The sequence below is a fragment of the Pseudomonas tensinigenes genome (genome assembly GCF_014268445.2).
GTDB classification, from domain to species: domain Bacteria; phylum Pseudomonadota; class Gammaproteobacteria; order Pseudomonadales; family Pseudomonadaceae; genus Aquipseudomonas; species Aquipseudomonas tensinigenes.
This window is the reverse complement of record NZ_CP077089.1, coordinates 4,143,075-4,156,174: the sequence shown is the minus strand read 5'-3', so window position 1 is coordinate 4,156,174 and position 13,100 is coordinate 4,143,075. Positions and strand designations below refer to the sequence as shown.

Here is a 13,100-nt window from a genome sequence, read left to right as displayed (position 1 = left end):
GAAAACGGTTTAACTGAAGGAACACTATCCCTGTGGGAGCGAGCCTGCTCGCGAATGCGGTATGTCAGCACACATTTAAAGTGTCTGACCCAGCGCATTCGCGAGCAGGCTCGCTCCCACAGGGGAATTGGGATGCTCTGTCAGCTCGCATGGGTATTGAGAATGCTCGCCACCTGCTGCGGCTGGCAGTTCAGGTACGGCGACGACTTCAACCAGCGCTGATCCGGATACCACGAAAACATGAACTGGCCATTCTTCAACCGGTCGATCACCTGCTTGGCAATCTGTGGTCGAACCGCCGGGCAACCCTGACTGCGACCGATGCGCCCCTGTTTCTTGCTCCACAACGGGTTTACGTAACTGGCGGCGTGAATGACGATGGCGCGATCGCGGGCCATGTCATTGAAGCCTGGCTCCAGACCGTCCATGCGCAGCGAATAACCGTGGGTGCCGCTGTAGCTTTCCTGCGTGCGGAACAGGCCGAGGCTGGACTGGTAGCTGCCTTCGACATTGGAAAACTGCGTAGCGAAGTTTTCCCCGGAGTTGGACCCATGAGCGACCAGATCGCGCAGCACCAATTTCTTTTTGCTGAGGTCGAAGATCCACAGTCGGCGTTCGGTGGACGGTTGCGAATAGTCGATGATCGCCAGGTGGCGGGACGGCTTCGCACCGTTGTTGACCGCGCATTGCATGGCGCTCAATGCACCTTTCAGCGCTTGGGGATTGAGTTCTGGCGCGGCGTGCGCGAGGCTGGTGAAGAGAACCGGCGATGGTTTGCCGGCGGCAAAAACGGGACTGGTCACGACGAGAGCGGTGGCAGTCAACAGAAGTCGGCGCAAAAACGTCAACATTTTATAAAGTGTCCTCACTTGCTACTTATTTGGCACTTTGGCTCCTGACTCCCAGTCAATACCCGCAAGCCCGTCGATCGAGCCTGACTCTCAAGCGCACCTGATGTAAGGTTGGCCATCATCTGGACGGCCATGGATTGGAGTAAAGCAGTTGTTCAAAAAGTACGCATGCTACTTGAGCATTTGTTTGCTCGCTGCGCCGTTTGTCGCTTGTGCCGATGAGCCGTTGCCGCCGCTGGAGACATTGCCAACGCCACCGGCCGAGATGCCGGTCGAGCCGCAAAGTCCGTTGCAGGCTGTCTTGATCAGCCTGCCGCAGTCGTGCCCGGCGATTGCGGCACAGCTCAACGGCCCGGCGCTGACGCAACTGCAAGCCTTCTACCAGCAGCAGGACTGGATGCCGGTGTGGGCGAGTGAATCTGCGCGATTGCCGATGTTGCAGGCACAATTACAGCTGTTGGCCGATGATGGTCTCAATCCAAAGCGCTATCCGGTCGCGACCACGGCGCCTCAGGATGGCGAGTTGTGTGCCGACATCGATATCAGCCGCAACTACCTCCAGGCCCTGCAGGATCTGCATTACGGAAGCCTGCTGCAATCACACTTCGAACCGCTGTGGCATGCCGACGCCACCCCGCGTGACCGTCAGGCGGAATTGTTGGCGATCGCCGTACCGGGCATGCACGACATTCCCGCTGCGTTCGACCTGGCGCGGCCGCGTCTGGCGCAATATCAGGATCTGCGTCAGCTGTACGCGGCGCAACGGCTCAAAGCCTTGCCGCAATGGCAATCGGTGGGCAACGGGCCGCTACTGCGCCCGGACATGGAAGACCAACGCGTGCCGGAACTGGCTCAGCGTCTGTACAGCGAAGGCTATCTGACTCAGATCATTGGTACACCCGGCAATGCGTATGACGGCGTTCTGGTCGACGCGGTGAAGAGTTTTCAGGCCAACCATTCGCTCCAGGCTGATGGCGTGGTCGGACCGGGGACGATTGCCGAACTCAACATCACTCCGCTGACGCGCCGTGAACAACTGCGGGTCAATCTCGAACGTTTCCGCTGGATGTCCCAGGACATGGAACCCAATGGCCTGCTGGTCAACGTCGCCGCCGCTGAACTGACGTTGTATCAGGGCGGCGTGCCCGTATGGCAGACCCGTACCCAGGTCGGCCGTGCCGAGCGCCAGACCCCGTTGCTGAAGTCCCGTGTCACGCGCCTGACCCTGAATCCGACCTGGACCGTGCCGCCGACCATCTGGAAGGAGGACAAACTGCCGGAGATCCGCAAGGATCAGACCTTCCTCAGTCGACAGAACCTGCAGGTGCTCGACGCCAACGGACAGCCGCTGGCGGCAGCGGACATCGATTGGGACAACCCCGGCAACATCATGCTGCGTCAGGATGCCGGGCCGCGTAATCCGCTGGGGCAAATGGTTATCCGCTTTCCCAACCCATTTTCGGTGTACCTGCACGACACGCCAAGCAAGGCGCTGTTCGAAAAAGGCCCGCGGGCCTTCAGCTCCGGTTGCGTGCGCGTCGAGCACCCGATGCAGCTGCGCGATCTGCTGCTGACCCCGGCGGAAAAGGCCCGCACCGAAACCTTGCTGGCCACCGGCACCACCCACGAATTTCGCTTGTCGGCGCCAGTGCCGATCCTGATGACCTACTGGACCGCGCAGGTCGACAGCGCTGGCCATGTGCGCTATTCGCCGGACATCTACAGTCGCGACAGCGCCTTGCTCGTCGGGCTTGATCGCGCGCATTGAGCCTCAGCGAGCGTGGCGGTGCCAGAACACCTGCGCCAGCCACGCATCGATGCTCAACTTGCCAGCGCCGGCGAACACCAGTGGTATCAGCGCCGCAAGGTAGATCGCCGGCAACTTGAAGTTGCCAAAGCCTTTATTGGTGATCGCATAACCCTGCGCCAACTCGCTCAGCGACGACCAGTCAGCGGGCCAGTGCACCGCGGCGGTGGCGACGACGGTGACCACGATCAGCGAGATCGCCGAGATTCGTGTGCCGACACCGACCAGGATCGCTAGCGCACAGATCAGCTCGGCCCACATCGACAGTTCCCAGTTCAGCGTTGCCGGTAGATGGTCGAACGGAAACGGGAAGCGCTCCTGAATATCTTCGAACCAGTTCTGCCCGTTGAATTTCTCCAGCCCGGACTCGAAGAATTCCCAGGCGATGAATAGGCGCAGGGTCAGAGGGGCGAGCCAGGTGCCGGCGCGATCGAGGTTCAGGTGCAGGCCTTTGACGGCGGTTGAAAGGGTGGCGGTCATGATGCGTCTCCGGTGGATTGAACAAGTTGAATCGACCGGGGTATTTCAGCGTCGGGGTGTATCGGGGATGTGTCGGCGGGGTGGGGGATTGTGCGTTGGGTGTGTCTGAGGCTTCGGGGTATACAGTGCGATACAGTCAAAAGCCCCTCACCCTAGCCCTCTCCCGGAGGGAGAGGGGACTGACCGAGGTGTCTTGTGCCATCCATCGACCTGAAAGATCCAGTCGATTATGGATTCAGGTTTTGGCGATCATGGATTCACAGGCGCTATTTCAAGTCGGCGTAAATCTCCAATATCCCCCAATCAGTTCCCTCTCCCACTGGGAGAGGGCTAGGGTGAGGGCAGCGGTTTCGGCACCCGCCACAAATACCAAGCCGCCACCGTCCGATACGGCCGCCACGCCAATCCAATCTCAACCATCTGCCTGCGCGTCGGCTGCACCTCCAACCCCTTCAACCGCCGATAACCCTCGCGCACACCAAAGTCATCGGCCGGCAGAATATCCATGCGCTCCAGGCTGTAGATCAACAACATCTCCACCGTCCAGCGACCCACCCCGCGCAAACTGACCAGGCGCTCAATCAACGCCTCATCGTCCATCGCCAGCGCCGTGGCGTAATCCGGTACTACGCCATCCAGCGTCGCCTGGGCAATCCCCTGAATCGTCGCGATCTTGCCTGCGGAAAACCCGCAACTGCGCATGCGCTCGAAATCCGTCGCCAGAATCTGCTCGGGACGAGGAAACGTCTGACCCGCAAACAACCCCACCAACCGCCCGACAATCGCATCGCCGGCCTTGGCATGCAGTTGCTGATAAGCAATCGCCCGCACCAGCGATTCATACGGATCGCGTGCCGGATGCGGTTGATGCAGGCATGGGCCGGCAGCGGCAATGTGACGCTGCCAGTCCGGGTCGAGCGCAGCCAGAAACTCGCTGGCCGCTTGATAGACATCGGCCATGCTATTTCAGCAAGCCGTTGACTTCGCCATAAGTGAACGCCTTGAGGTCATGACTATCGAGTTTGCCGCTGGCCAGAAAGCTTTTCACCAGCCCACCCATCGCGCCATAGAGGAATTCGGCAATGCCGGAACCCGCGCTCAAGCGGCGCACGCCCAGCGCTTGCAGTTCTTCAGGCGAAGGCAGGCAAGCGAACCCAAGGACATTGACCGGCAGCGCAGTGCCCTTGCAGATGGCCTCGATTTCATAGGCCGACGTGACACCCGCCGCGAACAAACCATCAGCGCCGGCCGCTTGATACAGCGCCGCCCGATGCAGGGTCTCGGCGACGCGATCCTCGGCTGGCACAAGGCTTTTCAGATAGACATCGGTGCGCGCATTGATGAACAGTTGCACATCGCGCTTACCGGCCACTTGTCGTGCCACTTCGATCTTGCGCGCGAGCAATTCAGGATCCGCCGAACCATCCTCGATATTGATGCCGACGGCACCCGCCGCGATCACCGCATCGAGCACTTCGGCCACGCGCCCGAGGTCATCGGAATACCCGGCCTCGACATCCACGGTCAATGGAATACTAATCACCCGGGCGATAGATTCCACCGTCGACACCAGTCGTTCAAGGGGCAGGGTGTTGCCGTCCGGATACCCGTGTGCCCAGGCCACCGCCGCACTGCTGGTGGCCACGGCTTTACCGCCCAAGTGCTCGACCAGTCGCGCACCGGTGGCGTCGGCGACATTGGTCAGAATCAACAGGCCTTGCTGGTGCAACTGGTGAAACTGCGTAGCGAGCGCGTTCATCAAAAATCCTTCTTGTCAGTTGATGGGGTTGGTCAGAATGCCAGTTGTCGGGTGAGCTGCACGGCGGCGTTTTCCAGCCGCAGCAGAAACGCTTTGCGCGGCTGCCCACCACCATAGCCGGTCAGCGAGCCATCCGCGCCGATCACCCGATGGCAGGGCACCACAATCGACAAACGATTGTGCCCGTTGGCCAGACCGACCGCGCGACTGGCGCCGGGTTTGCCCAAACTGGCGGCGATGGCGCCGTATGTACTGGTGTGACCGTAGGGGATTTGCAGCAACGCTGACCAGACCTGCCGGGCAAACTCGCTGCCGGGCAAGTGCAGCGGCACAGTAAAGGTGTTCAGCTTGCCGGCGAAATACTGCGCCAGTTGCTGCTCGATCTGCTGCAAATGCGCGTTGTGCCCCGGCGCGACTGCGTAGCCGTAGCGATTCTGTAACTCTTCGACTTCGCGGGTCAGCGCCGGCCGATCCAGGAACTCCAGCAACACCAGCCCACGGCGTTCGGCCATGGCGATCATCGGCCCCAGCGGCGTGGTCAGCCGGGTGAACAGCAGTGGCTCACTCTGGGCGACGCGGCCCGGGGTGATGTGGAATGACTTCTGAAAGGCATCGCGAAAACCACTCAGTGACTCATAGCCCGAATCAAACGCGGCATGGTCAATCGACGCACCTTGCTTGATCCCGCCCAGCGCCATGCCCAGCCGGCGCGTGCGCAGCCATGCATGGAAGGTCATGCCGAAATGCTGCTTGAACCAGCGCCGCAGCTTCAGCGGCTCGATGCCTTCGGCGAGCAACTGCGCATCGCTCCAGCGCACCTCCGGATCGGCTTCCACGGCTTTGAGCAGTCGCTGCACCCAGTCCGGGGCGATGGCGGCGGCGTCCAGCGGTTTGCAGCGCAGGCAGGCGCGATAGCCCGCCGACAGACAGTCATCGGCATGAGCGAAGAACTCGACATTCTCCGGTTTCGGCTTGCGCGCCGTGCAACTGGGGCGGCAGAAGATCCCGGTGGTTTTCACGGCCGTGAAGAACACGCCTTCATAGGCAGTGTCGCGTTCGAGCATGGCGCGAACCATTTCGGCGTGGGGCGGCAGGACAGCGGTTTGTATGTTCATGGTTCGAGAGTAAAACCAGATTCTCGATGGCTCCACCGAAAAATCGACAGTGAATTTTCAAATCCCCTGAACTACCGTGTAGGAGCTGCCGCAGGCTGCGATCTTGATCGTTACCACGCTCTGCGTGGGAATGCAGCCCGGGACGCTCGGCGTCCCAAAATCCCAGATCGCCGCTATCGGCAGCTCCTACCGTTTGTTGAGGTGTGCCCGATGCATCCGTTTTCCATCCAACACATTGATCACATCGTCCTGCGCGTCGCCGATCTGCAACGCAGCATCGACTTCTACAGCCAGGTGTTCGGCGCCGAAGTGGTCAAGCGCAACGAACCGCTGGGCCTGATACACCTGCGCGCCGGCACGTCGATGATCGACCTCGTCGACCTGCAAGGCGAACTCGGCCGCAAGGGCGGCGGGGCGGCCGGGGCCGAGCGGCGTAATGTCGATCACTTCTGCCTGCGCATTGAGCCATTTGATGAGGCTGCACTGATTGCACATCTGCAAACCTTCGGTCTCACCGCCGCAAAAGCCGAATCACGCTTCGGCGCCGAAGGCAAAGGGCTGTCGCTGTACTGCTTCGACCCGGACGGCAATCAGGTCGAACTCAAAGGCCCGTCCGAGGCTTAAGCGCGTTTCGCCATCAACAGCACTGAAGCCGCTGCCGACAGCAAGCCTGCGCAGCAACGATTGAAGATCCGTTTGCCGCGCGGCTCGGCGAACCAGCGGCGCATGTGCAGGCCCATCCAGGCGTAGGCGCTGATGGCAATCCACTCCAGTAAAAGGAACAGCACGCCGAGTACCGCGAATTGCGCCGGCACCGGGTGCGCCGGGTCGACGAACTGCGGCAGAAACGCGGTAAACAACAGGATCGCCTTCGGATTGCCCGCCGCCACCAGAAACTCCTGCCGCGCCAATGCAAAAAAACCAACGGTCGCGCCCGTTACTTGCTGCTCGGCTTCGGGATTGGCCCGCCACAACTGCCAGGCCAGATACAGCAGATACCCCGCGCCAATGATCTTGATCGCATGGAACAGCCATTCCGAGGTCTGCAGCACTACCGACAGGCCCGCACCGGCCAGCGCAATCATCCCGGCGAACGCCAGAATCCGCCCGATGCCCGCCGTGCAGGCGCGGCGAAAGCCATAACGCGTGGCGTTGCTGACCGACAGCAGATTGTTTGGTCCGGGGGCCATGTTCAGGGCGAAACAGGCCGGAAGAAACAGGATGAGCGTGGCGAGATCCATGACGGCACTCCAGTAACGAGAACGATATTTTTATCACAGCCCCCACGCGCCCAGACCCATACAGTCACGCAGCGCTGTCGCGGTACAGCGCCCGGCGCTGTTGGGCAACGCGGTCGAACTTTTTGCAGAAGCTTTCACTCTGTATCAGTCATAGGGTGATGGTTTTGTCAGAAAAAACTATCTATCCGGTCAGAAATGGCGATTGCCGTGTAAAATTTCGCCGACGTTGCCCCCACCCCGTTTGGCCCCAGGCGGCCCCACCAAGAGCGATCTACATGCAAGCAAAGGCCCGTGAAGTTTATGTGCCACCGGTGCTGCAAGATCTGCGAGCCGGCACTGCCGAACTGCACATCGCACTGGAAAAACGCCTTCCTTTTTTCTCCGATGCTCTCGATACGCAGGCTTTTGTGCGGCTGATGCAGGCTTATTACGGCTTCTATCTGCCGCTGGAAAACGCCTTGCTACGCAGCGATGCCATTCCTGCCGATTTTGAACTGACGCCTCGTCTCAAAACGCCAACCCTGCGCGCCGACCTGCTAGCCCTGGGCGTATCTGCCGCAGCGCTGCAAAGCCTGCCGCAGTGCGAGCAGTTGCCGCTCATCGACTCAAGCGCTGCCTGCCTGGGCGTGCTCTACGTCCTCGAGGGTGCGACCCTCGGCGGGCAGATTCTGCGCCGCGAAATCTCTTCACGATTAGGCCTGGAAGCCAATAACGGCGCGGCTTTTCTCGATATCTACGGCGCCGCCACGGGCCGGCGCTGGCGTGACTTTATTGAATACCTCGGCAGTCGGCCAATGAGCGCCGCCGAGCGCGCCGCTGTCGTCACGGCAGCACAAACCACATTCAGCTGTTTCGAGCACTGGCTCGAAAGCCGGGAGGTACTGGCATGACTCCGCAAGACAAAGAAGCCTTTGAAGAACTGCTGGCCAACTGTGCCGACGAGCCGATTCGTTTCCCCGGTGCGATCCAGCCCCACGGCTTGCTGCTGACACTGAGCGAACCTGAGCTGACGATCATTCAGGTCAGCGCCAACGTCGAACCCCTGCTGGCCCGGGAGCCGCAGAGCCTGATCGGCGAGCCGCTGGAAAGCCTGATCGGCGACGCCGAAGCGGCGCAAGTGCGCGAAGCCTTGCTGCATCCGTCGCTGTCAGACTTGCAGCCGCTGCGCTTCAAGCTCAACGGCACCGCGTTCGAGGGCCTGCTGCATCGGCATCAGGGCGTGCTGATTCTGGAGCTGGAAATTCACGTCGAGAACTTCCAGCCACGTAATGTTGCCGGCAACCAGACGCATCTGGGGCGCATGCTCCAGCGTCTGCAAGCGGCCACCACGTTGCAGGCGCTGTACGACATCAGCGTCAAGGAAATCCAGGCCATGACCGGTTACGACCGGGTGCTGATCTATCGTTTCGAAGAGGAGGGCCATGGCCAGGTCATCGCCGAAGCCTCCGACCCGTCGATGGAAGTGTTCAATGGCCTGTTCTTCCCGGCGTCGGACATTCCCGAGCAGGCGCGCGAGCTGTATCGCACCAATTGGCTGCGGATCATCCCCAATGCCGACTACCAACCGGTGCCGCTGCTGCCAAAGCTGCGCCCGGACACCGACACGCCGCTGGATCTGAGTTTTGCCACGCTGCGCAGCGTGTCGCCGATCCATTGTCAGTACATGAAGAACATGGGCGTGTTGTCGTCGATGAGCATTTCCCTGCTCAAGGGCGACAAGTTGTGGGGCCTGATCAGTTGCGGCAATCGCCAGCCGTTGCACGTGCCGCACGAATTGCGCGCCGCGTGTCAGACCATCGGCCAGGTGCTGTCACTGCAGATCAGCGCCATGGAAGCCCTGGAGATCAGCCGCCAGCGTGAAGAGAAAGTCGAGGCGTTGGCGCTGCTCAATCAAGCGATGATCGACTCGCCGCAAAATGTCTTCGACGGCCTCGCCAACCAACCGCAAACCCTGATGGCGCTGACCAATGCCGGCGGTATCGCGATCATCGAAGACAAACAACTGCACCGCTACGGCAACTGTCCGGAGCCGGAAGAAATCCGCGCCTTGCACAAGTGGTTGCAAGACAGCGGCGAAGCGGTGTTTGCCAGTCATCACCTGGCCAGCGTTTACCCGCCGGCCGTGCAATATCAGCAGGTGGCCAGCGGCGTGCTCGCCATGAGCCTGCCAAAACCGGTGGACAACGGTGTTTTCTGGTTCCGCCCCGAGGTCAAGGAAAACATCAATTGGAGCGGCGATCCGCGCAAGCCACTGGACCTGGAAAACTCCGACGCCGGCCTGCGTTTGCGTCCGCGCACCTCGTTTGAAATCTGGAAAGTCGAGATGGCCGGGATCTCCACCAAGTGGAGCCACGGCGACCTGTTCGCTGCCAACGACCTGCGCCGTTCGGCGCTGGAAAACGATCTGGCCCGTCAGGTGCGCCGCGAGCAGGAAGCGGTGCGCGCCCGCGATGAGCTGGTGGCGGTGGTGTCCCACGATCTGCGCAATCCGATGACCGTGATCTCGATGCTCTGCGGCATGATGCAGAAGGCTTTTAGCTCGGACGGCCCGCACACTTCGCGCCGGATCTCCACGGCCATCGACACCATGCAGCAGGCTGCCGGACGCATGAACACGCTGCTGGAGGATTTGCTCGATACCTCGAAAATCGACGCCGGGCGCTACTCCATCACCCCGCAGAAACTTGACGTCGGGCAGATGTTCGAAGAAGCGCAGGCGTTGCTCGCGCCGCTGGCACTGGACAAGGACATCAGCATTTCCTTCGACGCCGATCCTGATCTGCGCATCCACGCCGACCCTGAGCGGCTGTTCCAGGTGCTGTCCAATCTGGTCGGCAACGCGATCAAATTCACCCCGCGACTGGGCAGGGTCGGCGTGCATGCCACCTCCGTCGGCAATGAAATCGTCTTCACTGTTCGCGATAGCGGCGAAGGCATTCCCAAGGAGCATCTACCGCACGTGTTCGATCGTTACTGGACGGTGAAAGAGGGCAACCCGACCGGTACCGGCCTTGGTTTGTACATCACCCAAGGCATCGTCGAAGCCCATGGCGGGCGGATTTTCGCCGAGAGCGAACCGGGGCAGGGCAGCGAGTTCCGCTTCACCGTGCCGCGTCTGGACTGAGCGTAGATTTTAATGTGGGAGCGAGCCTGCTCGCGAATGGGGTTGTTCTGTCAATGCAGCATTGAATGATCCACCGCTTTCGCGAGCAGGCTCGCTCCCACAGAGGATTTGTGTCGTCAGGGGCATTTTCTTCAATACCGGGGATCGGGCGCTGGCTAAGGTGAGCACCTTGTTCCTCGATTTGAAGCAGGTGTGCGATGAGTCTGATTGTTTCCATGGCGGCGTTTGCGTTGGCGGCGTCGATCACGCCGGGACCGGTGAATATTGTGGCTTTGAGTTCCGGGGCGCAGTTCGGGTTTCGCGCCAGTCAGCGGCATGTTGCCGGGGCCACGTTAGGGTTTGTGTTGCTGTTGGTGTTGATGGGCCTGGGTTTGCACGAGGTGCTGAAACTCTGGCCATTCATGACCCGCGTGGTGCAACTGGCCGGTGTGGCGTTTCTGCTGTTCATGGCTTGGAAACTGGCTGTGGATGATGGACAGCTGAACGCCAAGGATTCCGGACGAGCGCCATCAATGCTCTATGGCGCGGTGATGCAATGGCTCAACCCGAAAGCCTGGCTGGCGTGTGTCGCGGGCATGGGCGCGTTTGTCGCTGATGGCGAGTCGCGGCTGGTGTGGCAGTTTGCGGCGGTGTATCTGGTGATCTGTTATCTGTCTGTCGGCTGCTGGGCGTATGCCGGGACGTTTTTGCGTGGGTATTTGAGCAATGCGGCGGGGATGCGCTGGTTCAATCGGAGCATGGCGGGGTTGTTGGCACTGAGCGCTATCTACTTGTTGTGCACTTGACACTGTGGGAGCGAGCCTGCTCGCGAATGCTGTGTGTCAGTCACTGAATATGCCGACTGAACCAGCGCTTTCGCGAGCAGGCTCGCTCCCACATTGATCGGCGTCACTGCCAGAGACTAGTTGAATGGTTGCGTAAAATCGCCCCCCTCAATGTGCCAGACCTTCGGCTCGTCCGAAAAATAATCTTCCAGCCCCAGCATGAACAGCCGATGGTCTTCACTCGCTTCAAACCCCGGCGTGTGATCCTCAAGGGACTGCCAGCGCACGATCAGATTGAAGACCTCGGGCGTTTCGATGCCTTGCGCGAGCAGGTGGCCGCCGTAACCCTTGGCGCGTTTGAGCAACGGCTCGACCTCGGCAAACGCACGCCGAAACGCTGCAGTTTGTTCTTGGTGAACGGGTAGCAGAGCGATCTCGTAAACCATGATGTTCTCCTCGAAGTGAGTTCAGCGATTGTCGACTTGAGACGACGGTGCGACGGCAATCGCGATTTTCCCTTGAAGCCCGTTATTGCGACTTTCCAGCCGTGCATGGGCGAGGCCGATGTCGGCCAGCGAATAGACCGCGCCGACGTGCGGGCGCAACTGACCGTTGGCGATCAACGCGCTCAACTCATCGAGCTTGCCGCGATTCTGTCGGGTGAAAACGAAGTGGTAGCTGGCGTTCTTGCCCCAGGCTTGAATCAGGTTCTGAGGCTGGGCAAGGTCCACGATCGACACCACGCGGCCCAGTTGCGCGAGTGCATCCGGGCTGCGTGACAAGGCGTTGCCGCCGATGGTGTCGAACACCACATCGACGCCGCGGCCCTCGGTTTCGCGCAGGATCGCCTCGACGTAATCTTCCTTTTCGTAATCGATCAGCACATCGGCGCCCATGCTCTGGGCGAACTCGAAATTGCCTTCACGCACGGTGGTGAAGACCTTCGCGCCGATGGCTTTGGCCAGCTGAATCGCAACATGGCCGACGCCGCCTGCACCGCCGTGGATCAGAATGCTTTCGCCGACCCTGAGCGCGGCCCGCACGACCAATGCTTCCCACGCGGTTCCGCCCACCAGGCTCAGGCTGGCCGCTTCGAGGTGACTCAACGCGGGCGGCTTCTTGGCGACAATGCTTTGCGCCGCAACGTGGTACTCGGCATAACTGCCCGGGCCGGCAAATATTTGCGGGGTGTACCAGACCTCGTCGCCCGGTACGAAGGCCGTCACCCCCGGCCCAACGGCTTCGACAACGCCAGAAACGTCGTGGCCGGTAATGGCGGGGAGGGGCACCAGATCGGCATAGTCGCCACGGCGAACCTGATAATCCAGCGGATTGATGGAGGTGGCGTGCACCCGCACCAGCACTTCGCCCGCTTGTGGCACTGGCTTGGGTACGTCGCGCAGCTCGAACGATTGCGCGCCGCCAAATGATGTAAGGATCATCGCTTTCATTGCATTGCCTCGTTTCGGTAAAAAGGGATATCGGGAATTCTCGATATCTTGGGGCAAAAAATTACAGCTCGCTGCCGATGATCTCGGCCAGCGCACTGATCGCTGCTTCGTTACGTTTGTAATAGGTCCACTGCCCAATGCGCCTGACTTCGACCAGGCCGGCGCGTTGCAGCGTCGCCAGATAATCGGACACCGTCGACTGCGACAGCCCGACGCCCTCCTGAATACTGCTGACGCAAACGCCCACCGTGTGCACGTCACCCTCATCCTGGGGAGGAAAGTGTTTCTCGGGATCCTTCAGGCCTTTGAGGATTTCCAGGCGTGTACGGTTCGAGAGGGCTTTGAAGATTTCGAGTAGGTCCATGCCGCGAAGATATCGGAATTTACCGATATGTCAATATCTGAATATGTTGGCCAGAGTCTGACCCTGTGGGAGCGAGCCTGCTCGCGAAAGCGCTGGCACAGTCAATATCGCCGTGACTGATACACCGCTTTCGCGAGCAGGCTC

Annotated in this window: 14 protein-coding genes; 5 read left to right on the top strand and 9 right to left on the bottom strand. The window is 60.6% G+C overall.

The features are described 5' to 3' along the window. Positions 1–140: 140 nt before the first annotated feature. A complete protein-coding gene (locus tag HU718_RS18270) occupies positions 141–851 on the bottom strand; it encodes a murein L,D-transpeptidase catalytic domain family protein (protein WP_095118392.1) in 711 nt (236 codons plus the stop codon). Positions 852–1,002: 151 nt separating this feature from the next. Between HU718_RS18270 and HU718_RS18265 the strand changes: the two genes are divergently transcribed. Next, positions 1,003–2,619 carry a L,D-transpeptidase family protein gene (locus HU718_RS18265; RefSeq protein WP_186614817.1) on the top strand — a complete coding sequence of 539 codons (1,617 nt, stop codon included), beginning with the start codon at positions 1,003–1,005 and terminating at the stop codon, positions 2,617–2,619. A gap of 3 nt (positions 2,620–2,622) precedes the next feature. Here the strand turns inward: HU718_RS18265 and HU718_RS18260 are convergent, their stop codons facing one another. The 4 genes from HU718_RS18260 to HU718_RS18245 all read right to left on the bottom strand — a co-directional run bounded on the left by HU718_RS18260 (position 2,623) and on the right by HU718_RS18245 (position 6,012). Next, positions 2,623–3,138, bottom strand: a complete 516-nt coding sequence (locus HU718_RS18260) for an HvfX family Cu-binding RiPP maturation protein (protein ID WP_150708773.1) — start codon at positions 3,136–3,138, stop codon at positions 2,623–2,625. A gap of 330 nt (positions 3,139–3,468) precedes the next feature. After that, complete coding sequence (locus tag HU718_RS18255) at positions 3,469–4,098, bottom strand: DNA-3-methyladenine glycosylase family protein (protein ID WP_186614820.1); 630 nt, start codon at positions 4,096–4,098, stop codon at positions 3,469–3,471. A gap of 1 nt (position 4,099) precedes the next feature. Beyond that, a complete protein-coding gene (locus tag HU718_RS18250) occupies positions 4,100–4,897 on the bottom strand; it encodes an isocitrate lyase/PEP mutase family protein (protein ID WP_186614824.1) in 798 nt (265 codons plus the stop codon). A gap of 32 nt (positions 4,898–4,929) precedes the next feature. Continuing rightward, positions 4,930–6,012, bottom strand: coding sequence for a bifunctional transcriptional activator/DNA repair enzyme AdaA (locus HU718_RS18245; RefSeq protein WP_186614827.1), 1,083 nt, complete (start codon positions 6,010–6,012; stop codon positions 4,930–4,932). 210 nt (positions 6,013–6,222) lie between these two features. Between HU718_RS18245 and HU718_RS18240 the strand changes: the two genes are divergently transcribed. After that, on the top strand, positions 6,223–6,636 hold the full coding sequence (locus tag HU718_RS18240) for a VOC family protein (RefSeq protein WP_186614830.1): 414 nt from the start codon (positions 6,223–6,225) through the stop codon (positions 6,634–6,636). Here HU718_RS18240 and HU718_RS18235 read toward each other — a convergent pair. Next, positions 6,633–7,253: a LysE family translocator gene (locus HU718_RS18235; protein ID WP_186614833.1), complete on the bottom strand. Its 621-nt coding sequence runs from the start codon at positions 7,251–7,253 to the stop codon at positions 6,633–6,635. The genes HU718_RS18240 and HU718_RS18235 overlap by 4 nt on opposite strands. A gap of 275 nt (positions 7,254–7,528) precedes the next feature. Between HU718_RS18235 and HU718_RS18230 the strand changes: the two genes are divergently transcribed. The 3 genes from HU718_RS18230 to HU718_RS18220 all read left to right on the top strand — a co-directional run bounded on the left by HU718_RS18230 (position 7,529) and on the right by HU718_RS18220 (position 11,162). Continuing rightward, positions 7,529–8,143, top strand: a complete 615-nt coding sequence (locus HU718_RS18230) for a biliverdin-producing heme oxygenase (protein WP_150707329.1) — start codon at positions 7,529–7,531, stop codon at positions 8,141–8,143. Then, positions 8,140–10,377 (top strand): ATP-binding protein, encoded by a 2,238-nt coding sequence (locus HU718_RS18225; RefSeq protein WP_186614836.1) that lies wholly within the window; start codon positions 8,140–8,142, stop codon positions 10,375–10,377. Before HU718_RS18230 ends, HU718_RS18225 begins: the two co-directional genes overlap by 4 nt. 197 nt (positions 10,378–10,574) lie before the next feature. Next, positions 10,575–11,162 (top strand): LysE family translocator, encoded by a 588-nt coding sequence (locus tag HU718_RS18220; RefSeq protein WP_186614839.1) that lies wholly within the window; start codon positions 10,575–10,577, stop codon positions 11,160–11,162. Between the two features lie 116 nt (positions 11,163–11,278). Here HU718_RS18220 and HU718_RS18215 read toward each other — a convergent pair whose 3' ends face one another. The 3 genes from HU718_RS18215 to HU718_RS18205 form a co-directional block, all read right to left on the bottom strand. Next, a complete protein-coding gene (locus HU718_RS18215) occupies positions 11,279–11,587 on the bottom strand; it encodes an antibiotic biosynthesis monooxygenase family protein (protein ID WP_150707327.1) in 309 nt (102 codons plus the stop codon). Positions 11,588–11,608: 21 nt separating this feature from the next. Then, complete coding sequence (locus HU718_RS18210) at positions 11,609–12,592, bottom strand: zinc-dependent alcohol dehydrogenase family protein (RefSeq protein ID WP_186614842.1); 984 nt, start codon at positions 12,590–12,592, stop codon at positions 11,609–11,611. A gap of 61 nt (positions 12,593–12,653) precedes the next feature. Next, entirely contained in the window at positions 12,654–12,956 is a 303-nt protein-coding gene (locus HU718_RS18205) for an ArsR/SmtB family transcription factor (protein ID WP_007910618.1), read from the bottom strand. Positions 12,957–13,100 lie beyond the last annotated feature (144 nt).